The organism is Endozoicomonas sp. ALC020 (assembly GCF_049275935.1).
Classification (GTDB): Bacteria; Pseudomonadota; Gammaproteobacteria; order Pseudomonadales; family Endozoicomonadaceae; genus Endozoicomonas_A.
The window spans coordinates 6,223,307-6,245,474 of record NZ_CP184830.1 but is presented as its reverse complement, the minus strand read 5'-3'; the positions used below and the strand labels follow the sequence as shown (position 1 = coordinate 6,245,474).

The following is a 22,168-nucleotide window of genomic DNA, read 5'->3' as shown; positions in this document are numbered from 1 at the left end:
GAAAGTCTTCAACCGACGCACCTGAGGGGCTCGGCTTGCCCTTTCGTTATGCTCTGGCATTGAAACTTCAGCTGAATAATACACTCTGATGATTTGGAATGGGTTGATCTATAATTGTTTCGTCAAACTTTAGGTTTAGTACCTTATTAGATACGTGGGTCTGTTTTATGAAAAAGCTAATTTCATGTCTATTCATTTCCGCCTTTCTTCTTACCGGTTGCAGTTCGAACAGCCCGGAAGAACAAGATTTCCAACCTTTGGTTGGATCTGATCGGGACGAGCACGGGTGCATTGGTTCTGCCGGCTATCTTTGGTGTAAGCGCACAAACAGCTGTGAGAGACCCTGGGAGCTCGCAAAAAAAGCTGGATTTGAAAACTCGGAAAAGGGCTTTTCAAACTATTGCAAACAGCCGCAAAATCAATAAATCTGAACTTGTCCGGAAATACCTGCGTTTTTCAAGATTAAGAGATACGCCACGAATAATGGTAACGTCCAGACACTCCGGCAGGTAGACCAATCTGCTGATGGTCCACCGACTTCGCCAATGAAGAGCAGAGTCAGACACTGACCAGGCAATCGAAGCTTGGCTGCGGGCCTGTCTGGGACAAATATCCTAACACAACCGGCACCCATGGTTAGTATTATTGACTTGAGGAGGATGCAAACTTTTCCTGGCTCGACAAGTGCCATTGACACAATGCCCTATGAACAATCTCCATAGGTAAAAACTCCTGCTCAAGTCTCCCTTTTTCGTGGAGCCTGAGAGCTGTCAGGAATTTCTGTTCTTCATCCTTCAGTGCTGTAGAGTCTTCATTTACCGATGGGTTTGGCTCTGCAACTGCTTTATTTTCCTCGTACTGATTGAACAGCGCCTGATTCATTAAAATTGCCGAAAGCTCTGGATGATATTTGCGTGCCCTGGCCAGCATGGTCAGTCCCCAGGTGTCCATATCACCCCAGTAAGCCAGGGCTTTCGACGATAGCCAGGCAGCTTGCATCCATGACAGGTTAAGCCCTGCGCCCAGAATGGCAATGGTATTGGACAGTGCAGGTAACAGGTGCAGGCATTGTTCGTTTTCCACAATCAGGATATTGTCGGCCGGTAAAGGGGTGGTGACGAGTTCCTGATCTCTGACCCTCAGCTGTTTGAAAGGCAACAGTGCCCCATCAAGGTCTGCGATTAATAACCAATGGTGACTGTCGTCCGGAGCGTCAAGAAACTCCTCAAGCCCCAGTCTGCTTGCCAACCCATCAAACCGGATGTCCAGCAGTTGCCGGATCAGCAGGTGATTGCGCTCGAAAAATTTGGTGTCGGTATTGGCCACCCCGAGAGAGCGCAGTGGCACGCCCTGGGCAAAACCAGGTGTGAGGATCATGGCCAACCTGGCGGCTTTGATCACTTCGTCTGCCGGTTTCGCCAGCCAGCGTTTCTGGCGCACGAAGTATGGATGAAAAATCGGGTCTACCTGACTGATGATGGTCAGTAGTTGTTGATATTCATGTTTGCTGTTTTTACAACCACTTGCTTCAATCCATTCACTGGGTTTTGACAGCACCCAGTAGGCAGGAACCTCAATAGAGGCGGCAGCTCCCCGATAGTTAACCGAAGTCCACACTACTTCACCGATGTTTATTTGCCGCCATTGCTGGAAGTGCTGCCTGATTTTGTCCGGCTGCTGGTTGATGACCTGCGATGTTGGCCTGCCAATTCTGATTTTCAGGGGCCAGCTGTCCGCCATCAGCAGGCGTGTTTCCCTGATGTTGGCGTTATTCCACTGTCTGGTCAGCTCCCGAGCTATGTCATCTGTTGATTTCATGATTGGCTGGCTCATCTGTAGCAACAGGTGATTGGCTTGCGATCAGGCTTTTTTTGTTGGCGTGTTGTGCAAGGGTTTCCCAACGCATGGGCGTCAGCGTGGCTTTCATGCCTTTACGGTGAACCAGAATGGCTGATCGGGTATGTGCCCGTAGCAGGCGGATCTCTTTATTGGGTGTGACAAACAGTGGGTGAAGACCAAACTCATTGAGGGCAGAGATTATTCTGCCTGCCACTGCCTGGGAGCTTTTGGAGAAAGCTTCATCAAGTACAATTGTTCCAAATAATGGGCGAGCTGCACCTGCAGGACAGAGTGCATAGCTCAGGGAAGCGGTCAGAATGTAGCTGGCGAGAATTTCTTTTTCACCGCCACTGCCACTCTGGGACCCTTTAAGCCGTTCAATAATGGTGTGATCCGTACGGTCGCATACTTCAACCGTGAACTGCAGTCGATAGCGGGGATCAAGCAGTGCCCGGGCCCCCAGAGTTCTACGATTGTCACTGGCCTCCCGCAGTAAACTCACCATGTTCACCAGGGCCTGGTAATGGCTTTCACCATCGTCGTCTTTCAGGGAGGCTGCCCGCAGATGGCGACGGGCCGACTCCAAAGTGCGCAGACTCTCATGGACGACGCGCTGGGGTTTTAACTGAAGATATTGCCCGGGCTTGAAATCCACCCGTTGCAGGGTACGGTTCAAGTCTTCAATGCGCTCTTCCACCTGACTGACTTCGTTATCAATAGCATTCAGCAGCTGTGTGACACCCTGATCAGAGGATTGGTTAAGGTAGTTTTTAAAACGCTTCTGTTTCTCTGGTAACGCTTCTTCGGTCAGAACTTTCAGTCGTTCGAGGTATTGAGGCATATCCATTAGCTCGGTGCCCGCTTCACTGAGGGCGCCGGTATCCTGTTTCTGGGCCTCGTTCATTTGCCGGATCAGTTTTCCTTCGGTGGTTTTTATTGTCTCCTGCAGCTCCTTAATTCGGGTCGTTGACTTGTTCTGGGCGTCTTTTTCCCGGTCGGGCAGGTCGTCAGGGTTAACTGCAGAGAGATCAGGCAGTCGTCTTGGGGCCAGTTCCATTTGCTCATTGGTCAGGCCAGGACCAATGGCCGAAAATGCTTTGCTCTTTTTCTGCTCGGCAGCGTTCAGTTGATTGTCCAGTGCACCCAGTTGTCGCCCTTTCGCATCTATTTGTGCCTGTACTTCCTTCTTTGCTGCTCTGACCTGATCCAGCTCCACTTTGGCTTTGGCGGCATCGGAATCGGGTGCTAACAGGGTGGCCAGCTGTTGCTTAAGATGGCTCAGTTGCTGTTCGTATTCCGGCAGGTCGATCTCTTCAAAGCTAATCTCTGATAGCCTGCTTAATAACTCTAGCTTTTGTTGTATCGCCTGTTTCTGCCCCTCGGCTTTTGTATATTTCTGACTGAAGAGCTTTTCTTCCTGCCGCAGTGTCTGAATTTCTGTCTCCAGACTGGCGAGACGGTCGCGGTTATCAAAGCCGGTCATCCAGTTCTCATGCAGGGAGCGTTGATCCTGCTTTTCATAGCGACCGCCGGAGCCAGACATCAAGCCCTGTTGGGTCATGGCGTGCGGGGTTATTTTTAACTGCTCCGGTGAGTCGACACAATGACGATCAATACTGGCCAGAAGCATTTTTAGTGCTTCCCGGTGAGAGTGGTCTTTAAAGTTGAGTTTGCGGGTAAAACCATCGTCATAAAACCGGGGTTGTGTATCCGGTTTCCTGGCATCCTGCAGTCGCACATGGACCCGGTTATGGCGACTGTTGATCCAGCGAAGTGCCGCTTTCATATGCTCTGAAGGGACCAGGATCCGCTCCCGATGGCTGCCAATGGCACGTTCAATCGCTCCGCGCCACGCTTTTTCTTCAGCCTTGACTTCTACCAGCTCTGCTACGAACGGCAGGGATTCCTCTTGTAGCTGCAGTGCTTCAGCCAGATCGCTACGAAAGCTCTGCAGTGATCCCTTGATATTGGAGCCGGGTCTGGCTTTAACGCTGTCGTATTCCTTACTGGCTTCTGTCAGCTGCTTTTCTCTGGATACCAGCTCAAATCCCAGTTCTTTTACTTCGTTTTCCCGTTGTTCTGCCTGTAGCTGTAAGGCTTGCTGCTGCTGGTCTATCTGCTGTTGGTTGGCGGTGAGTGCTTTTGCCGACAGGGTGTCATCAAGGCTGAGATTGCGGGCCAGTGTCTGGTAATTTTTGGCTCGTTGACGACAATCGGCGGTTAGTCTTTCGTGCTGTTCAATTTCACGGCCTAAGGACTCGATGCTGGCCCCTCCCGCCTTCAGATAGACTTCATTTAACCGGTCTTCCTGATCCTGAAGCTGGTTATGTTGCTTCTGACCCGTTTCAATGGCGCTACGGACATCGGCTATTGATGCGTTCAATGCCTCAATCCTGGCTGTCCAGAGTTGGTGGCCTGCCATGGCAAACCAGATGGGAATAATGCCCGACAGTTCCTGCTGCTCGGATAGCTTAAGCGTCTGTTTCTGATAGTCTTTATTAAGGCTCAGCAGGGGCTGGAGTGAACTCTGTTGGCGGCGGGCAGTGTTCAGCTCTTCGTGGATGATAGCAAGATCATCAAATTCCGTAGCAACTTCACCGGCCCGCACAAACATTGAACGGTCTTCAAGCACCAGCTCCCGGAATATCTCGTCAACGCTGTTCAGTTGTTTCAGACCTGCTGCGCGGTTCAGCAGGGGAAAGGCATTTTTGCCCACTTCAAAAAAACGCTGAATCTTATCCAGGTAAGCTCTTTTACTGTCAAACAGTTTTAGATCGGGCGTATTGCGCTCAAACTGCCTCAGTGCGCGTTTACCGCCTTCGTGCAGTCGGGTCAGCCACTCCTCCAGGGTTTGATCGTTGCGTTGGCTAAATAGCCAGAGTCTTTTCAGGTCTGTGGAAGCATTGCCTGGCACATCAATCCAGAACAGACCGCCAATCTGCACCACCTGATCGCGGTGTTCAAAACGGGCAGCCAACCCGGTGATGGTCCTACCGGGGCGGGCGATATGGTTATTATCGCCAGAGTTGTTACCGGCACCTGTCACCCCGCGAACGTAGGAGATCAGATCCCGGTCGCTTTCGTGCCCGCCAGTGGAGGCCAGATTGTATTTGGGTTGAGCGACGATCAAGGTCATCAGGGCATCAACCAATGTGGTTTTACCACTGCCTGTTGGGCCAATAATAGCGGTGCCATTCAGGTCAAACGTAGCCTGGTTGTTTCCCTGGAACGGTCCCCAGTTATAGAGGCTCAGTTCCTTCAGAACAAAAGCGGTGTCCGGTTGATCTGTTGCTTGAAAAAGATCAATGCTTTTTGTCGGGCTATTCTTGTTTTTCGGTGGAAGAGCGTCGTCGTGTTGTGAATTGTTAAGGTCACTCATGGCTTACTGCTCTGCCTCATCACGGACAATGGTCGTGGAAACGTCATCAGACGGACTGTGTAATTGTTTGAAGTGGTTCAACAAGGTTTGCAGGCTCTCAGGATTCGCCAGATGTGTGATGATGGGTCGAATGGTTACTGTTTGCTGTTTGTCGTCTACTGAAACCAGTCCGTGGATGGAGAGTTTGTCCAGCAGATTATCCAGTCGCTTGCGTTCACGGGAGTCGCTCCCCATATCACCCAGGTAGACCTGAAGCTGGGAAAGCAGTTCTTCAATATCAACCCGTGCATCACTGGCACCAATCCCGGCTTCTTGTTCATGGGCGATATACTGTTGTCGCAGTATGGCGATCAGGAGAGATTGTTCCATAGTAATCCGTTGTCGCCTGACCAGTGGATGTGTCCATTCATCACTGTCTGCCCCGTCCTCTTCCTGGTTCTGCCAGAGGTCGCTAACCACCAGAAATGCAAGGCCACGGATATCATCAATGGTGAGTTTCAGATCCAGAGGTTCCAGAATTTGATTGATCTGCTCCCGGGAGACGACGGACTGTTGATAGAGATTGGGTCGACGGCTGGCTTCAAGATAACCGAATTTCATCAGCTCCTGTACAGCCTTCTTTATGTTTTTAGCCGTTATTGTGGTTGAGCTTTCATGCTGCTGGCTGGAGGACTGGTCTTCTGGAGCATCTGCCGGGGGCTGCTGTTTCTGCGTCCCGGAAGCAATCAGTTGGTCAAAAAAATCGCTCATAGCTTTACAGCTCCCAATTAATGGCGGACAGGGTTTCCCCTTCCAAATTAGCTTTTGGCAGATAGAATCGGAGCCAATGTCCATCGCGGTCCTGAATATCCAGTTGCTCCTCATCCTGATCGATAATCAGTTCCGCTTCCCTGGCCATGCTTAACCAGAGTGCCAGGGTTTCCAGGTCGTGGGTCGGGGGCAGGTGTTCTGCCAGCTCGGCGATGGTCATGGGTGTGCCCCGGCGCTTTAACAGGGCAATGGTTTCTTCCAGAAGGGCTTCTCTGTCCAGACCATCAAAGGCGTCCCAGAAATCATCGTCCAGTTCATTCAGATCGACGGCACCTTGAGTGAGCAATAGCTCCCGGGACTCCAGCTGCTCAAGGGATTTGAACGTCAGTCGTTCAATCAGAGGCAGTCCGGATAAGGGGATGGCCAGCGGTTTGAATGGCGCGGGGGCGCGTCGTAATTTCTGGCTCTGCCAATCCAGATTCAATGCGCTTTCCATAATGTCGTTCAGCAGCTGTCCCACGCGATGGTGCTCGGCTGCCAGTCCGGATTTCAGAAAACCTTTCACATCGCGTTCGCTGCGGGCCCTGGCACGAATTACATATTCGGACTCCCGGACCAGGCTGGAGGTGAGCCAGCGCAGTTCGGCGGACTGCGGTTGTGTCAGGGCCTTGCGGCAGGGGGCACTGCCAAGAATACTCCGTAATTGATGCTTCATATTCTCCAGCTCAACCGAGTGGCTTAGCTGCTGATAAAATCCGTGGAAAACCTGGCCTTCGGGTGTGTTCAGGAGGTGGTCGTGGCTATCGAGCAGGCGGTCGACGATCTCTCCCCGGTGGTGCTGTTCACTGATAATGGATTGGCGGAGGTGTCGGTCTGCCTCCCGATAGGAATCTTCAACTCTGCGAAAGTCCGACTTCAGTGTCATGGCCAGGTTATAAACTTCCCGTATATTTTCCACTGCAGATGGCCCGTCAAGCACTTTAAATTCACCACGATTAACCCGTTCCAGCTCCTGTTGCAGTGCATCGATCTGTCGTTTCAGTGCATTTGCCCGACTTTTCTGATCGGGGTTGAGCTTGGCTTCAAGATTATCGATCTCCCGTTGAACGGTGGCCAGACGGGAAGCAGTAGACGTCATAATGCGGTTATCCATGCCGTCAATAAACTCCATGGCCTGTTGCAGGGCATCCGTAGCAAACAGCTGACCTTCCCGTTCTACGATCAGCTTGCGTCGACGCCACTCTCTCATCTCCTTTTTGGCTAGTAACAGAAAGTCTTCGGTATCGATATCAAACTCATCGTGATTGACAAACTGACTGAGAATTTCGGCCAGAACGTGGAGGGCTTCTTCTTCTGAAACTGCCTCCCGTTCCTGCTCGAACAGAGTCTTAAGGCAACTGATCATCAAGGGGCCACGTCGGGATGCCAGCAGCTGCCAGGCTGGATTCTGGTTGCGGGCCAGCACAAGGTCGTTGCTGAGTTTACTATCGGGGGAGAGCATTTTTGTAGTCCCGTCAGGTGCTGGAATAGGGGCTGTTTTTATAATAGTTGGCGATATTATCGGACTACAGAACTTTTTAAAAGCTCATCGTCTTGATATGTCCTTTCCCTTTCCCTTTCCCTTTCCTTGACGATGGTTGCTAACAAAAGCCCTGAATTTTGATGCGGAGTTTTTCAACAAGGTTTGCAGGTTCTCGGGATTCGCTCCCCATATCCTTTAAATCAGTGGTTGCCGACAGGCAATCCACTGGTTTTGTTGTTAAGTGGCGTGTTACTTGCTGGCCAGGTGGTTCACGATCTGGATCAGAAGTTCTTCGCTCTTGTCGAAACGACGATCAACCGCTTTGAACTTCTCATCAACCGCTTTGAACTTCTCCCGTTGTTCATTGAGGATCAGAGAGACCACCCCGTGAGTAGTTTCAAGAATTTTGTTGTTTTCTCGGAAGGCATACTCAAGGTGTTCAACCTTTTGCTCTAGCTTGGTAACTCTTGCCTCTAGCGACATAGGTACTACCCATTTTTATTGAATGAGCCATCAGAATAGCAGACTTTGAGAGATGGTACAGAGACACCTGACATCCAGACAGACTTGAAACTGGGAAAGCAGTTTTTCAATATCTATCTGTGCATCACTGGCACTAATTCCGGTTTCTTGGCCCGTATAAAACTGTCGAGTAGGCTAATTTTGATCGCATGTATACCTATTCATCAAACAAAGCATTCTTAAGTCATCAGTCAGCTGGTGATATATGACTTATCAATCCTTTGAAAATGACCAGGTCATTGATACCGAACGGGGCACATAATTGTTCCGTTCCACGTGCCATAATTCAGTAATTCAGGGTGTCTCGAACGGTAGCCAGAACACTACATTAGGTTCATGGATTCATACTTCCCAGTCAGTTCATTAATATTATTATGTTTCCAATAGTCATTACCAACATGGAGCTTTATTGACTTAGATCCAAGATCACCTGTAAACGTAATGATCGTTTCTCCATTTTCCGACTCCATTTTAACCCTGCCATGCTTTGAACTGGCCAAGGGAATAAAATTAACTCCAACACCTTCTGAGGTTGGGATAATATTGATGTGGCATTTCAACAAATCTTTAAAAACCAGACATTCGACAATTTTCTTTTTTACATCGCTGGCATCCAATTTCAGGTGCACAGAAGGGTGATGTATTTTTTCCAAACGAGCTATCTTTGCACCTTTGAAGTTGAAAGAGCAAGGCGATTTTCTATGTTTGTTAACTGTAAAGCCCCGGAGATCGGAATGCCCTTCATGGCGAATGGATTTCAAGGTTGATGGCTGGGTGTCCTGATTTTGCACTCTGATTTTGCACTTCATAAATATCATTCATTCGTCCTCCAGTTCCCACCCTGTATCATATCTATCCAGCGTATCAAGGTATTGTCTCAGCTCGGAGATTTTTTGTTCAATGGCTTCTCTTTCACTGGGGAATTTTTCTTTGTACCCAGGAAGATGTGCCAATGTACAGTATGTCACAGCTTGAATTGTAACTTTATCGCCTTTTGACCAGTTATTGTTGAGGGGATGGGTGAGTAAGTCATTAGCGACTTGCAGCACTTCATCGAGGCTCAGTGATAGACAACCAGGAGCCTGCTTCATCATCTGATTAACATGATCCCCGTAATACAAACTAACGGTTCTTTCCTGAAAAGACCGAAGACAATACCCCCTGTTTTCTGGCCAGCAATGAGAAAGTTTGTTACTAATATCACTGGTTTTAACCTCCATGCTACCAGCAAAAGCATGTCCGGCTTCTTCAGCAGTTGACTGGGGTACATCCACTTCTTGAGGTGGAGTATTGGTTCGAAATAAGCTAATCATTCCTGTTCTCCTCTTTGTAAGCGTATAAATTTGAGATTTTCTAACACATATATATTTTGACCAACAAATCAGAAAATAGTTCAAGTGACCCACCTGAATGCTCAAGAAATTACTGAACATCTAAAGAATCTAGAGCCAGAATAACCAGACCGGCTTCTATCAGCAGCTGAGCCACTCGATTGAGCTGGAAAATATGAACCATCAATTACGGAGTATTCTTGGCAATTCCGCCTCCCGCAAGACCCTGACACAACAGCAGTCCGCCGAACTGTGCTGGCTCATCTCCAGCCTGGTCCGGGAGTCCGAATAGGTGATTCGTGCCAGGGCCCGCAGCGAACGGGATATGAAAAGGTTTCTGAAATCCGGACTGGCAGCCGAGCATCATCCTGTGGGACAACTGCTGAATGACATTTTGTAAAGCGCATTGAATCTGGATTGGGCGAGCCAGTAATTACGACGCAGCCTCGCGCCGTTCAAACCGCTGGCTATCCCCTCATCCGAACTGCCCCTGATCGAAAGACTGACGTTCAAATCCCTTGAACAGCTGGAGTCCCGGGAGCTTATGCTCACTCAAAGTGCCGTAGATCTGAATGAACTGGACGATGATTTCTGGGACGCCTTTGATGGTCTTGACAGAAAAGCGTTACTGTGAAGGGACCATTGCCTTCTTAAAGCGTAGGGGCACATCCATGACCATCGCTGAACAGGCGGAACACCAGCCCCCAACTCACGACCTGGAAACCCTGGCACTCTGGTTAAGCATGACAAGGAAGCGGAACTGATTATCGATCAGGATTAAGCATTTAGAAGTCATTCTCGATAGATTGCAGGCTTTCGATAAAATTCCACGGTCTATGGTAATGATCGATAGTGAGTATTTGATGAGTGCCGAGGTAGTTACCGAAAGTGATGAAAAGAAGATCAATAAATATTGAACTTTCAGTCAATTTACTTGCTCAATGTTTATTGAACTGAATGTTGTCAAAATTAAATCTTAAATAGGACTCTCACCCCATTGGCTGATATTGGGTAAGTAATGAAAAGTAGTATTATCAATGAATCCACTTAGTAATAGTGTTGGCCAGTCCGGTTGCAGTGGTGGTTATAGCAATTCAGATGACGGATTGCCCCATAAAAATGAAAGCGCAGGCTCATACGTCAATCGCTCCGTTTCTCGTCAAAATCAGGACATCCAGCCTTCAATACAGAAACCCACTGGGCATGAAGAGCATTCTGATCGAGAGGGCTATTCCGATGCCGGAGGCTTTAGTGTTTTCAAGCATGAAGCACCACCTCTCTATTTTGGACACGACATAGTCAGAGCGGCAAGGATAGCTCGTTTGGAAAAATTACATCACCCTTCTGTACATCTGAAAGTGGATAGCTATCTTAAAAAGACAGTTGTCGGATGTCTGGATTTTAAAGAATTGTTGAAAGGCCGCATCGAAATTCTCCCAACCATATCAATTACTGATTGAAACGTATAAATCCAAGAACCTCATGTAGTTTTCTGGACCATCCAGTAGGTCATTTGAACTATTTTCTGATTTATTGGTCTTAACAACAGAGTTTAGAAAATCTCTAATTTATACAATCAAAAAAGGGAAAAAAGGAATGAACAGTATACCTCAAATCAGTACTGCAACTTCAGCAGTAAGCGGTTTGCCGCCAACAGATGATGAAGAAGTCGTCCGTGCTTTTGATGATAACAAGGAGGTTAAACCCAGTGATATTGGTAATGAACTTTCTCAACGTTGGCCAGAAAATGCAGGGTGTCTTCTTCAGGAAAGAAGCGTTGCTTTGTTTTGTGGGGATCGGGTCAAACAGATGCGTAGAGAAATCGAAGCTTTCTTGAGGTCTCTCGACTCTAATCATCATGGTTACTTTACAACCAAGTTCTATGATTTGCTAAAAGTTGCTGATGACACACTCTCTCACCCCCTCAACCAGGACTGGTCAAAGATTGATGCAGATATGATGAGTGGCCTGGCACATATGATAATTGCCCATCTTATTCATTATGGCAACGAACTCCCTAGTGAAAGAGTAATCATTGAACATAAAATAGAAGAGCTGAGACAATACATTGATACGATAAAACGTAACACTGTTGAAACCAGTGTATGAATGGGCTTACTTCTGGTACCGGTGGGCGGACTCGAACCGCCACGCCCGCAAAGGCGGGGGATTTTGAATCCCCTATGTCTACCAATTCCATCACACCGGCACTGTTTTCAGGACTGGGCTGTCCCGAGAAGATGTGGCGTAGTATACATAAGCCCGAATCGTTTTCAACAGCCGTTTTGCCCTGAGAGCTGGTATTCGGTATTTCTGATTATTTTTTCTTCCTTACGTAGTAACTGAAACCAAAGTGCATAGAATGTCGCCTGACAGAGTTGGAGTTTTACAGTATATTGTCCTGCTTTTTTTGAGAAATGGCCCTGTTTGCCCGTACTCGTGATTCGAATCGGTTGAGCTGTCTAAGGCTGTTTAGTTTTCAAGTACCAGGTCACACACCCACTATGCGCGTCAGTGATTTTGATTTTGAGCTGCCCGACGAACAGATTGCCCGGTTTCCTGCCAGGGAACGAACCGGTAGTCGTCTGTTGCGGCTTGATGGTCCGACAGAAACCATTACCCATGGGCAGTTTGCCGATGTAGAAAGTCTTCTGGAGCCCGGCGATCTACTGGTTATGAACAACACCCGGGTGATTCCTGCGAGGCTGTTTGGCCAAAAGGAGACCGGTGGTAAACTGGAAGTTTTGATAGAACGTGTTTTGGAAGAACGAAAAGTTTTAGCGCACATACGTTCCAGTAAAGCGCCTAAGCCCGGCAGCCGTATCTTTCTGGCTGATGGTTGTGTGCAAGCAGAAGTGACAGGTCGGCAGGGGGCTCTGTTTCTCATTGACTTTGATATGCCCGTGCTGCCTCAGTTACAAGAGCATGGTCATATGCCGCTTCCTCCCTACATCGACCGTGAAGATGGTAGTGCGGATCGTCTGAGGTACCAGACGGTGTTTGCTCAAAAAGACGGTGCTGTGGCAGCGCCAACGGCCGGCCTGCATTTTGACGAAGCCATGTTACAACGCCTGAAAGATAAAGGTGTTGAGCAGGCTTTTGTTACTTTACACGTAGGTTCTGGCACTTTTCAGCCAGTGCGGGTTGAGCATATCGCCGACCATGAAATGCATTCTGAGTACATAGAGGTGCCGGAAGAAGTCTGCGAAGCAGTCAATGCCGCTCGTGCCCGGGGTAGCAAAGTGGTGGCTGTAGGGACTACATCGGTACGTTCCCTGGAGTCAGCGTCCAGAGATGGGGAAATCAAACCCTTCTTCGGTGATACCGATATCTTTATTTTCCCGGGTTATGAATTCCGTTCTGTAGATGCAATGATCACGAACTTCCACCTTCCACAGTCAACATTGCTGATGCTGGTCAGTGCCTTTTCAGGCAAAGACGCCATACTTCGGGCTTATAATGAGGCGGTGAAAGAAGGCTATCGATTCTTCAGTTATGGCGATGCCATGTGGCTGACCCGCAAAGCCTGAATATGAAAGTCGGTCGTCGGGCTTGAAAAAAACGGATCCGTTCCCACCTTAAACTTGATTTTATTTTAGATATGACTCGGATGAATGCAGTCTGCTGTGTCGTCTGAATTGAGAGGCTCATGAGTAGAGAAGAGTGCTTCATGCAGTTCCAGGAGCTCGCCACTGATGGTGAAGCTCGACGTGGACGGCTGACCTTTCCCCGTGGCACGGTTGAAACGCCCTGTTTTATGCCCGTTGGTACCTATGGCACCGTTAAAGGCATGATGCCCAGGGATATTGCCGACACCGGCGCGGAGATTATTCTCGGGAATACTTTCCATCTGATGTTGCGTCCCGGCACTGAAATTATCCGTGAGCATGGGGATCTGCACGATTTTAATCAATGGCAGGGGCCGATTCTGACCGACTCGGGTGGTTTTCAGGTTTTCAGTCTGGGCAAATTGCGCAAGATCACTGAAGATGGTGTTTCTTTCAAGTCGCCTGTGGATGGTTCTCCTGTATTCCTGAGCCCGGAAGTCTCCATGCAGGTTCAGCGTGAGCTGGGTTCAGATATTGTCATGATCTTTGACGAGTGTACCGATGGCGAGGCTTCTGAAAAGGAAGCAGAAGCGTCCATGGAGTTGTCCCTTCGTTGGGCCAAGCGCTCCAAACAGGCTCATGGCGACAGTCCTTCGGCTCTGTTTGGGATTATCCAGGGCGGCATGTTTGAGCATCTGCGCGATCGTTCTCTGGAAGGGTTGACCGAGATTGGCTTCGATGGTTATGCCATTGGCGGTCTATCTGTGGGTGAGACCAAGGCGGATATGATGCGTATTCTGTCGCATATTACCAATAAGGTGCCCGAAGGTTATCCACGTTACCTGATGGGCGTAGGCAAGCCGGAAGATATTGTTGAAGCCGTACGCCGTGGTGTGGATATGTTTGACTGTGTGATGCCGACCCGAAATGCCCGCAACGGCCATCTTTTTGTAGACGAAGGTGTCATTAAAATTCGTAATGCCGTTCATAAGCGGGATAACCGGTCATTGGAAGAGGGTTGCGACTGCTATACTTGCCAGAATTTCAGTCGCTCCTATCTGCATCATCTGGACAAATGTGGCGAGATCCTGGGCTGTATGCTCAATACAATCCACAATCTTCGCTACTACCAGAGGGTCATGGCAGGTTTGCGAGACGCCATTGAACAAGGTAAATTGGACGACTTTGTCGAAGAGTTCTACCGAAAGCGTGGTCAGGCAGTGCCGGTACTTTAATTGGTCGGTAGGATCCTGTTTTTGATCTAACGGAATTTAACTGTGTATTGTTTTAAGGAGCATTTGAATGATCCCATTCATCAGTCCGGCATTTGCTGAAGCAGCTGGAGCAGCCCCAGCGGGTCCTGGCATGTACGGTCAGCTGATCATGCTGGGTGGTTTTGTCCTGATTTTCTGGCTGCTGATCTGGCGCCCACAGTCCAAGCGGGCCAAGGAGCACAAAAACCTGCTCAGCAATCTGTCAAAGGGGGATGAGGTCGTGACCACTGGTGGTATCGTTGGTAAGGTCGTAAACACTACCGATGAGTTTATTACCTTGAAGGTTGCTGAGAACATCGAACTGAATTTCCAAAAATCTTCAGTAGCTGCTTCTCTACCCAAGGGCACTATTAAAGCTATTCAGTGATAGTTATGAGCTAATTAACAGCCATGAGCTGTGGAAATTGTTTTTCTGAATCGTTGATGATGAAAAATTTTTTCAAGATAAAAAGCGTGACCGGGAATCGAGGATGGTTTCCGGTTATTTCTGGAGAAACGGACTTTGCCTGAGCATCAGGGAGAGTTTTGTTCCTTGAACAGGCTTCTGATCCAGGCATTTAAAATTTAGAACAGGAACCGGTGGGCCATGCTCAATCGATATCCGCTGTGGAAGTACCTGCTGATTGCAATCATCGTTGCCCTTGGCTTTGTGTACGCTCTGCCCAACTTGTACCCCGATGACCCTGCTATTCAGATATCGGGCGCCAGTTCATCTGAAACCATCAATGCTGGCGTGCAGGATAAGGCACAAAAAGCGCTTGCTGAGGCCAATATTGAGGTTAAGGCCAGTGATAATAATAACGATGCCTTGTTGATTCGACTGAAGCATGCTGATCAACAGCAGTTGGCTAAATCGGTGATTAAGGATGCCTTGGGCGATGACTACATCGTAGCGCTCAATCTGGCTCCGACGACACCAGAATGGCTGACATCCATGGGCGCCTACCCCATGAAGCTGGGTCTCGATTTGTCGGGGGGTGTGCACTTCCAGCTGGAGGTGGATACGGATCGGGCTGTTAAGACCAAGCTGGATATTTCGAATACTGAAATTCGTACACTGCTCCGAAAGGAAAGGTTGCGCTATCGCACTATGCCTGATCGTGTTGACGGTGCCCGTCAGCTGGCATTCCTGGATGAAGCAACCCGTGACAAGGCAGAGCGTCTGATCAAGCGCGAGTTTCCTGATTTGCTGGTAGAGGCTGAAGACCTGGGGGAGCGTTATGCTGTTTCCTATCGCTACTCCGAACAGTATATTCGTGAACTGGAGGATTATGCGGTCAAGCAAAACCTGACGACTGTTCGTAACCGTGTTAACGAGTTGGGTGTTTCTGAACCTCTGGTGCAGCGTCAGGGGCGTAATAGCATTGTTGTTGAGCTTCCGGGTGTTCAGGACACCGCAGAAGCCAAGCGTATTCTCGGTAAAACCGCTAACCTCGAGTTTCGTCTTGAGGCGCTGCCAAATGCTTCCCGCAGTAATTCGGAGGCTTTCAATTACCAGGGGCGTACAGTTAACCTGGAGCGCGACATAATTATCACCGGTGAGCGAGTTTCCAGTGCTCAGTCGAACTTTGATACCGAAAGTGGTCAGCCTCAGGTAAATATTAGTCTGGACAGTACCGGTGGCAAGAAGATGAATAACGCCACGCGGAATAATGTCGGGCGCAGCATGGCGGTCATCTTTATTGAGCAGAAGCCTGTCACTCGAACCGAATCCCGTGAAATTGACGGAAATCTGGTCAAAGTTAAAGTGCCCGGTTTCCGTGAAGAAAAACGAGTGATCAGTCTGGCTACTATTCAGTCGGCACTGGGTAATCAGTTCCGTATTACTGGTCTGGATTCTTCGGGTGAAGCCTCTGAGCTGGCCCTGCTACTGAGAGCTGGCTCCCTGGCGGCGCCAATGTATTTTGTTGAAGAGCGAACAGTCGGCCCAAGCCTGGGTGCCGAGAATATCAAAATGGGGTTGGACTCCACTCTGATGGGATTGGGTCTTGTCGTCATGTTTATGGTGGTGGTCTACCGGGTTTTTGGTTTGCTGGCGAATATTGCCCTGGCAATCAACCTGATGCTGTTGATTGCTGTCATGAGTATCTTTGGTGCTACCCTGACAATGCCCGGTATTGCCGGTATCGTTCTGACACTGGGTATGGCGGTGGATGCCAACGTGCTGGTGTTCTCGCGTATTCGAGAGGAGATTAAGCTGGGGCGTCCGGTACAGCGTGCGATTCATGATGGTTATGACCGTGCTTTTGTATCAATTTTTGATGGTAATATTACTACGCTTTTGGTCGGTCTGATTCTCTTTGCCGTGGGAACCGGTCCAATCAAGGGCTTCGCTGTGACTCTGTCTATCGGTATCGTCACATCCATGTTCACCGCGATTATGGTGACCCGCTCACTGGTGAATCTGGTGTACGGCGGACGTCGTGATCTGAAGAAACTGAGTATCTGAGGTGGTCACAATGGCAGACAAGAAAGCAGCCTTGAGCGAAAAAGCAGCCTTGAGCGATAAAACCATTAATTTTATGAAGTTGCGTACCTACGCAACTATTCTTTCCGTTGTGATGATCCTGGGCTCCCTGGCTTCCCTGGCCACTAAAGGAATTAACTGGGGTCTGGATTTTACCGGCGGTACCTTGATCGAGCTGGTTTATGATCAGCCTGCTAACACGGAAGAGATTCGTAACCAGCTGGGTGAGGCTGGTTATAATGACGCCGTCGTGCAGGAGTTCGGTTCTGTACGTGACATTCTGGTTCGTATTCCCGGTGATGATCCGGCTCTGGGCCATAATATTGCCAGGCTGCTGGATCAGAATCACGATGGTAGCGTTGTCGTCAAGCGAGTAGAGTTTGTTGGTCCTCAGGTAGGTGAGAGACTGAGAGAGCAGGGTGGCCTGGGGATGCTGATGGCTCTGGGTATGGTTATGCTTTATATCGCTTTTCGATTCCAGTTCAAATTTTCTGTCGGTGCCGTTCTGGCGTTGACCCATGACACCATTATCGTTCTGGGATTGTTCTCCTTTATGCAATTGCAGTTCGACCTCACCGTTCTGGCGGCGATACTGGCGGTTATTGGTTACTCGTTGAACGATACCATTATTGTGTACGACAGAATTCGTGAAAACTTCAGGAAACTGAGGAAGGGTGATGCGGATGAAATCATCAATGTTTCCCTGACTCAGACACTGGGCCGGACATTAGCAACCTCGGGTACTACCTTGATGGTACTGCTCTCGCTGTACCTGTTTGGTGGTGAGATGATCAATGGTTTTGCCACAGCGCTGATTGTAGGTATTGGTGTGGGTACTTATTCCTCCATCTATATTGCCTCCAATCTGCTGATCTACATGAAGATCAGTCGTGAAGACCTGATTGTTCCTGTTAAGGAAGATGACGCTGATCACAGACCCTGATGGTTGTCGTCAACAGGTGTCTTTATTGAGACACCTGTCAGTCTGATGAAGAACCGGCCGTATAAAGGCCGGTTTTTTTTTGCGCTCTGACTCAATATTTTAAATCTTGTCACGCTGCATAAAAAGCAATCTGTGCAATGGCTTTGGTTCAGGTCCCAAATATTATTAAACTGTTTGTACTACCGCGTTGAGGTGTCAGTATGCTGAGTCAGAATAATACTGCTCTGGTTGTTGTTGATGTTCAGGGTAAGCTTGCCACATTGATGTATAAGCAGGAGAAAATGCATGACGCTCTGGTGAAAATGATCAAAGGGGTTCGAATGCTGAATTTGCCTGTTTTATGGCTGGAGCAGTTGCCCGAAAAATTGGGACGAACGACTCCAGAAATTGCAGATGAGTTGGAGGGTGTGGCCCCCATAGCCAAGACAACATTCAGTGGTTGTGGGCAGCAAAAGTTTATGGATTCATTGATGGCAACTGGAAAAACATGCATTTTACTGGCAGGTATTGAGACTCATATTTGTGTCTATCAGACGGCTCTGGATTTAATGGCTTCAGGCTACGAAGTCGAAATAGTGGCTGATGCGACTTCATCCAGATCTAAGCACAGCAAGCGACTGGCGTTAGATAAATTGGCACGCAAGGGTGTTGAGATGACCAATGTTGAAATGGCACTGTTTGAACTGATGAAAACCGCCGGGAGTGATGTTTTTCGAGACGTGGCGAAACTGGTGAAATGACTTTGCCTGAAAAGCGAGCCTTAGCCCGGAAGGGTAAGGCTCTAGGAGGTTAGCGTCACATGTTTTCGTGGGCAAATGGGCGAATACGTTGCAGTACTTCCTTGAAGCATTTGGGGTTGGCGGCAACGACCTGTCCCTTGTCCAGGAAGTCGTGTCTGCCATTGAAATCGCTGCACAGACCACCGGCTTCCTGGATTAATAGTATGCCAGCTGCCATGTCATATTTCTGCAGACCGAATTCCCAGAATGCGTCCAGACGGCCGCAGGCAACGTAGGCCAGATCCAGTGCAGCAGCCCCTGCGCGACGAATGCCGGCGGTATCGCCCAGTAAGGTGCGCATCATGTTCAGGTAGCCATCCAGATAGTTCAGGTTGTTGCCGGAGAAAGGGATGCCTGTCCCGATTAATGCACCTTCAAGGCTTTTGCGACTGCTTACGCGAATGCGTTTGCTGTTCATTGTGGCGCCTTGTCCACGACTCGCGCAAAATGCTTCGTCACGAATGGGGTCAAGCACAACAGCGTGTTCAATGCGGCCGCGATATTGACAGGCGATGGAAATAGCAAAAGTGGGGATGCCACGGATGAAGTTGGTGGTGCCATCCAGTGGGTCAATGATCCAGAGGTAGTCCTTACCTTCACCTTTTCCTTCAATAGTACCGGACTCTTCACCAAAGAATCCGTGGTCGGGGTACGCCTTCTTTAATGCGCCGATAATGGTTTTCTCGGAAGCTCTGTCGACTTCAGTGACAAAGTCGTTCCGGTCTTTTGCCTGCACCTTGAGACTCTCGAGGTCTTGATGGGCGTGAAGGATGATTTCGGCGGCCGAGCGAGCTGCTCGCAAGGCCATATTCACCATGGGTTGCATAGGCTGGACTACGTCTGACTGTGAAAGATCGAAATGCTGACCGAGGGGGTCGGCAGCCTGGTACAGACTGGTTTCCTACACGGAAAATAAAGTTCCGGGTATTGGGCCAGTGACTGGGAAAACAAGCGGTGGAGTATAACAGTGTTATTTAAGGCTGGAAACCTTTCATTGTGCTTGTGTGTAGTCTCTGATTTAACGCTGATGATCAGGATGGAGGTATTGGTTGTTAACTATATCGGTTTTAAGGCCAATCGAAGCTTCCCTTACGTGGCTGTCAGTCATTGTTTGGGTTAAACTCGTCGGCTTGATCGTATATATCATAAAAATCATCCGTTACAGATTTTGGATGGGTTTTATGGCATTTAATGAGCTTCTGGCTCCTTGTTTTTGGTGCAAACGAGATATCCCCCAGTGAGTGACGCAGTCGCAATTGAGCCTTTGGTGCTCGACAATATTTCCATTGTTCTGATTAATACCACTCATCCCGGTAATATCGGGGCGGCAGCAAGGGCTATGAAGACCATGGGGCTTAGTAAGCTGGTGTTGGTGGAGCCGCAGGAGTTTCCTTCAGACAAGGCTAGTGCGCTGGCTTCCGGAGCGGATGATCTGCTGGCTCATGCCAGCGTGGTGAGTACTTTGGAAGAGGCAGTAGCTGACTGTCACTTTGTGGTCGGTACCAGTGCCAGAGTCAGAGGGGTGTCACTCCCTCTCGTTGATCCACGCGCCTGCGCTAACCAGATTCTTTCTGAAGCGAGTTCAGGAAATATTGCTATGGTTTTTGGCAGGGAGGATCGCGGAATGACTAATGAAGAATTACAGATGTGTCATCTTCAGGTGCATGTTCCGACCAATCCGGATTTCAGCTCGCTGAACCTCGGAGCTGCTGTCCAGGTTATGACCTATGAGTTGAGAATGGCATGGCTGGCTATAACTCGGGGTGAAGTTCCGCTACCTTCACCGCGAACCCATGAGCTGGCATCCCAGGATGATGTAGAGCGTTTTTATGAGCATTTATATAAGACGCTGATTCAAATCGGCTTTCTTGAGCACAGTAGTCATGAGAAGATTATGGCCAAGCTCAGGCGAATGTACGGTCGCATTCGTCCAGATCGCGTCGAGCTGAGTATCCTTAGAGGCATTTTGTCAGAGACCGGGAAGTTTGCAGGTTGTTCCGGCAGAACTGAAGAGGCTGAGGAGACTCAAAAGAAGTAAAAATGTACATTCAATAATAATAACAGCACCCAGAAAACAAGTGACGAATTGACCCATGTTTGAACGTTTAAAAGAAGACATAAGAACGGTCATGATGCGTGATCCGGCTGCCCGGAGCACCTTTGAAGTTCTTACCAACTATCCGGGGCTTCATGCTTTGTTGTTGCATCGTGCAGCGCATAAAATCTGGAAGTCCGGTTTCTGCTGGTTGGGCCGATCGCTGTCTACATTCAGTCGCTGGTTAACTGGTATAGAAATACATCCTGGTGCCAGCATTGGTCGACGTTTTTTTATAGATCATGGAATGGGTGTGGTGATCGGCGAAACGGCCATCATTCACGACGATGTGACTCTCTATCACGGTGTGACGCTGGGAGGAACTTCGCCGAATAGAGGTAAAAATCACCCTTCGAATCAGGGTAAGCGTCATCCGACACTTATGGAGGGAGTTGTGGTTGGTGCAGGTGCCAAGGTGTTGGGTCCCTTTATTGTTGGCGCAAATGCCAAAATTGGTTCCAACTCGGTGGTGGTTCGTGAAGTGCCTGAAGGTGCTACGGTGGTTGGCATACCGGGGCGTATCGTCAAAAAGCGTGAAGAAGTGGATTCTCGGCGCCAGAAAATGGCGGAAAAGATAGGTTTTGATGCCTATGCAGTGACAGAAGATATGCCGGATCCTACCGCAAACGCTATATCTGCGATGCTGGATCATATGCAGGCAGTGGATAGTCGTATAGAAGAGCTCTGTATGACGCTCAGGGAGCGTGGGCTTGATTGTGGTGACAAGCAGCTGCCTGAATTAAGAAAAGAAGATTTTGCCAGCGTAAAATCAGGCACGGAGGGTGAAGTGCTTACGCATCCATAATTTGCTTGGATGCGGGGTGCTGCTTGTATACAATAGCGTCGGCTTGCAGGTCGCTGAGTTTTTTAATGGTGCTTTCGTTAGTAACGTTTCCAGATGGTTGAGCAACAGGTCCTTAATTCAGATGATCTTTTTCGGTTGGCTTGATCTCGACTTCGCCTGATCCCTCTCTGAACCCCTCTCCTCGCAATGGCTGGCTTAAGGCCAAAGCAGGGCTCTCGGACTATTATTTATAATACTTGACTAAATTACTAGGGTATTTCATAATTCGCACGAATACTGATCCTGTGATGGTTTTATTGCGTATGCAGGATAGAGCTGCTGTCTGGACAAGCAGCAAAAACAGTAGATTGGATTCTTTTGATAACACCGGCTCTGGTCGGCTAGTTCGGAGATATTGCCAGCATGCGATTAACAACGAAAGGGCGTTATGCCGTGACCGCTATGTTGGATCTGGCTCTTCATGCTGGAGAAGGGCCTGTAGCACTGGCTGATATTTCCGATCGTCAGGGTATCTCTCTATCCTACCTGGAGCAGCTGTTTTCTCGTCTCCGTAAGGGAGACCTGGTATTCAGTGTTCGGGGGCCCGGAGGTGGTTACCGCCTGAGTCGTGATATTGATGAAATCTATGTGGCAGAAGTGATTGATGCGGTTAATGAGTCGGTTGATGCCACACGATGTCATGGCAGTGGTTCCTGCCAGAAAGGGGCTAAATGCCTTACCCATGACCTCTGGCATGATCTTAGCCAGCAGATCCACGAATTCCTCAGTGGTATCAGTCTTGCTGAACTCGTAGCCAGACGTGAAGTTCAGAGTGTTGCGATCCGTCAGGATGAGCAGCAGGGACTGAAAAACAAGAGCGCGATCAATAGCCTTCTTTGATGAGGGAGGGCAGTTGATCGCAGGGACAAACAGCC

19 protein-coding genes and 1 tRNA gene are annotated in these 22,168 nt (G+C 48.9%); 11 read left to right on the top strand and 9 right to left on the bottom strand.

Going from position 1 to position 22,168, the window contains the following annotated elements:
• Positions 1–642: 642 nt before the first annotated feature.
• The 7 genes from ACOJUO_RS23205 to ACOJUO_RS23175 all read right to left on the bottom strand — a co-directional run bounded on the left by ACOJUO_RS23205 (position 643) and on the right by ACOJUO_RS23175 (position 9,409).
• Complete coding sequence (locus tag ACOJUO_RS23205) at positions 643–1,818, bottom strand: Wadjet anti-phage system protein JetD domain-containing protein (protein ID WP_422138314.1); 1,176 nt, start codon at positions 1,816–1,818, stop codon at positions 643–645.
• Positions 1,802–5,218 carry an ATP-binding protein gene (locus ACOJUO_RS23200; RefSeq protein WP_422138313.1) on the bottom strand — a complete coding sequence of 1,139 codons (3,417 nt, stop codon included), beginning with the start codon at positions 5,216–5,218 and terminating at the stop codon, positions 1,802–1,804. The genes ACOJUO_RS23205 and ACOJUO_RS23200 overlap by 17 nt, the downstream gene beginning before the upstream one ends.
• Before the next feature lie 3 nt (positions 5,219–5,221).
• Entirely contained in the window at positions 5,222–5,968 is a 747-nt protein-coding gene (locus ACOJUO_RS23195; RefSeq protein ID WP_422138312.1) for a DUF4194 domain-containing protein, read from the bottom strand.
• Positions 5,969–5,972: 4 nt separating this feature from the next.
• Positions 5,973–7,469 (bottom strand): DUF3375 domain-containing protein, encoded by a 1,497-nt coding sequence (locus tag ACOJUO_RS23190; RefSeq protein WP_422138311.1) that lies wholly within the window; start codon positions 7,467–7,469, stop codon positions 5,973–5,975.
• Between the two features lie 270 nt (positions 7,470–7,739).
• Positions 7,740–7,973 carry a hypothetical protein gene (locus tag ACOJUO_RS23185; protein ID WP_422138310.1) on the bottom strand — a complete coding sequence of 78 codons (234 nt, stop codon included), beginning with the start codon at positions 7,971–7,973 and terminating at the stop codon, positions 7,740–7,742.
• 362 nt (positions 7,974–8,335) lie between these two features.
• Complete coding sequence (locus ACOJUO_RS23180) at positions 8,336–8,830, bottom strand: hypothetical protein (protein WP_422138309.1); 495 nt, start codon at positions 8,828–8,830, stop codon at positions 8,336–8,338.
• Positions 8,831–9,409 (bottom strand): hypothetical protein, encoded by a 579-nt coding sequence (locus ACOJUO_RS23175; protein WP_422138308.1) that lies wholly within the window; start codon positions 9,407–9,409, stop codon positions 8,831–8,833.
• A 971-nt stretch (positions 9,410–10,380) separates the two neighbouring features.
• Between ACOJUO_RS23175 and ACOJUO_RS23170 the strand changes: the two genes are divergently transcribed.
• Positions 10,381–10,803 carry a hypothetical protein gene (locus ACOJUO_RS23170; protein ID WP_422138307.1) on the top strand — a complete coding sequence of 141 codons (423 nt, stop codon included), beginning with the start codon at positions 10,381–10,383 and terminating at the stop codon, positions 10,801–10,803.
• Between the two features lie 136 nt (positions 10,804–10,939).
• Positions 10,940–11,452 (top strand): hypothetical protein, encoded by a 513-nt coding sequence (locus tag ACOJUO_RS23165; RefSeq protein WP_422134248.1) that lies wholly within the window; start codon positions 10,940–10,942, stop codon positions 11,450–11,452.
• A 13-nt stretch (positions 11,453–11,465) separates the two neighbouring features.
• On the opposite strand, the gene ACOJUO_RS23160 is transcribed toward ACOJUO_RS23165, so the two are convergent.
• Positions 11,466–11,552: transfer RNA gene (locus tag ACOJUO_RS23160), tRNA-Leu, on the bottom strand.
• Between the two features lie 295 nt (positions 11,553–11,847).
• Between ACOJUO_RS23160 and queA the strand changes: the two genes are divergently transcribed.
• The 6 genes from queA (at position 11,848) to ACOJUO_RS23130 (ending at position 18,315) form a co-directional block, all read left to right on the top strand.
• A complete protein-coding gene (gene queA, locus ACOJUO_RS23155; protein WP_422138306.1) occupies positions 11,848–12,873 on the top strand; it encodes a tRNA preQ1(34) S-adenosylmethionine ribosyltransferase-isomerase QueA in 1,026 nt (341 codons plus the stop codon).
• 140 nt (positions 12,874–13,013) lie between these two features.
• Entirely contained in the window at positions 13,014–14,126 is a 1,113-nt protein-coding gene (tgt, locus tag ACOJUO_RS23150; RefSeq protein ID WP_422140094.1) for a tRNA guanosine(34) transglycosylase Tgt, read from the top strand.
• Positions 14,127–14,193: 67 nt separating this feature from the next.
• The gene (gene yajC, locus ACOJUO_RS23145; RefSeq protein WP_422134246.1) at positions 14,194–14,532 is read left to right on the top strand and encodes a preprotein translocase subunit YajC; all 339 of its coding nucleotides are present in this window, start codon (positions 14,194–14,196) and stop codon (positions 14,530–14,532) included.
• 219 nt (positions 14,533–14,751) lie between these two features.
• Positions 14,752–16,614, top strand: a complete 1,863-nt coding sequence (secD, locus tag ACOJUO_RS23140; protein ID WP_422134245.1) for a protein translocase subunit SecD — start codon at positions 14,752–14,754, stop codon at positions 16,612–16,614.
• A 10-nt stretch (positions 16,615–16,624) separates the two neighbouring features.
• Positions 16,625–17,575, top strand: coding sequence for a protein translocase subunit SecF (gene secF / locus ACOJUO_RS23135; protein ID WP_422134244.1), 951 nt, complete (start codon positions 16,625–16,627; stop codon positions 17,573–17,575).
• 200 nt (positions 17,576–17,775) lie between these two features.
• Positions 17,776–18,315: a hydrolase gene (locus tag ACOJUO_RS23130; RefSeq protein ID WP_422134243.1), complete on the top strand. Its 540-nt coding sequence runs from the start codon at positions 17,776–17,778 to the stop codon at positions 18,313–18,315.
• 55 nt (positions 18,316–18,370) lie between these two features.
• Here the strand turns inward: ACOJUO_RS23130 and ACOJUO_RS23125 are convergent, their stop codons facing one another.
• Positions 18,371–19,180, bottom strand: a complete 810-nt coding sequence (locus ACOJUO_RS23125; protein ID WP_422138305.1) for an inositol monophosphatase family protein — start codon at positions 19,178–19,180, stop codon at positions 18,371–18,373.
• A 411-nt stretch (positions 19,181–19,591) separates the two neighbouring features.
• Between ACOJUO_RS23125 and trmJ the strand changes: the two genes are divergently transcribed.
• From trmJ to iscR, 3 genes are all read left to right on the top strand, one after another.
• On the top strand, positions 19,592–20,392 hold the full coding sequence (gene trmJ, locus ACOJUO_RS23120; protein WP_422134241.1) for a tRNA (cytosine(32)/uridine(32)-2'-O)-methyltransferase TrmJ: 801 nt from the start codon (positions 19,592–19,594) through the stop codon (positions 20,390–20,392).
• Between the two features lie 55 nt (positions 20,393–20,447).
• Positions 20,448–21,254 carry a serine O-acetyltransferase gene (gene cysE, locus ACOJUO_RS23115; protein WP_422134240.1) on the top strand — a complete coding sequence of 269 codons (807 nt, stop codon included), beginning with the start codon at positions 20,448–20,450 and terminating at the stop codon, positions 21,252–21,254.
• A gap of 402 nt (positions 21,255–21,656) precedes the next feature.
• Positions 21,657–22,133: a Fe-S cluster assembly transcriptional regulator IscR gene (gene iscR / locus ACOJUO_RS23110; RefSeq protein ID WP_422138304.1), complete on the top strand. Its 477-nt coding sequence runs from the start codon at positions 21,657–21,659 to the stop codon at positions 22,131–22,133.
• Positions 22,134–22,168: the final 35 nt, after the last annotated feature.

Bases quoted from the DNA above. Each gene is read 5' to 3' on its own strand.
- ACOJUO_RS23205 (WP_422138314.1), bottom strand. From the start codon at position 1,818: ATGAAATCAACAGATGACATAGCTCGGGAGCTGACCAGACAGTGGAAT.
- ACOJUO_RS23200 (WP_422138313.1), bottom strand. From the start codon at position 5,218: ATGAGTGACCTTAACAATTCACAACACGACGACGCTCTTCCACCGAAA.
- ACOJUO_RS23195 (WP_422138312.1), bottom strand. From the start codon at position 5,968: ATGAGCGATTTTTTTGACCAACTGATTGCTTCCGGGACGCAGAAACAG.
- ACOJUO_RS23190 (WP_422138311.1), bottom strand. From the start codon at position 7,469: ATGCTCTCCCCCGATAGTAAACTCAGCAACGACCTTGTGCTGGCCCGC.
- ACOJUO_RS23185 (WP_422138310.1), bottom strand. From the start codon at position 7,973: ATGTCGCTAGAGGCAAGAGTTACCAAGCTAGAGCAAAAGGTTGAACAC.
- ACOJUO_RS23180 (WP_422138309.1), bottom strand. From the start codon at position 8,830: ATGATATTTATGAAGTGCAAAATCAGAGTGCAAAATCAGGACACCCAG.
- ACOJUO_RS23170 (WP_422138307.1), top strand. From the start codon at position 10,381: ATGAATCCACTTAGTAATAGTGTTGGCCAGTCCGGTTGCAGTGGTGGT.
- ACOJUO_RS23165 (WP_422134248.1), top strand. From the start codon at position 10,940: ATGAACAGTATACCTCAAATCAGTACTGCAACTTCAGCAGTAAGCGGT.
- queA (WP_422138306.1), top strand. From the start codon at position 11,848: ATGCGCGTCAGTGATTTTGATTTTGAGCTGCCCGACGAACAGATTGCC.
- tgt (WP_422140094.1), top strand. From the start codon at position 13,014: ATGCAGTTCCAGGAGCTCGCCACTGATGGTGAAGCTCGACGTGGACGG.
- yajC (WP_422134246.1), top strand. From the start codon at position 14,194: ATGATCCCATTCATCAGTCCGGCATTTGCTGAAGCAGCTGGAGCAGCC.
- secD (WP_422134245.1), top strand. From the start codon at position 14,752: ATGCTCAATCGATATCCGCTGTGGAAGTACCTGCTGATTGCAATCATC.
- secF (WP_422134244.1), top strand. From the start codon at position 16,625: ATGGCAGACAAGAAAGCAGCCTTGAGCGAAAAAGCAGCCTTGAGCGAT.
- ACOJUO_RS23130 (WP_422134243.1), top strand. From the start codon at position 17,776: ATGCTGAGTCAGAATAATACTGCTCTGGTTGTTGTTGATGTTCAGGGT.
- ACOJUO_RS23125 (WP_422138305.1), bottom strand. From the start codon at position 19,180: ATGCAACCCATGGTGAATATGGCCTTGCGAGCAGCTCGCTCGGCCGCC.
- cysE (WP_422134240.1), top strand. From the start codon at position 20,448: ATGTTTGAACGTTTAAAAGAAGACATAAGAACGGTCATGATGCGTGAT.
- iscR (WP_422138304.1), top strand. From the start codon at position 21,657: ATGCGATTAACAACGAAAGGGCGTTATGCCGTGACCGCTATGTTGGAT.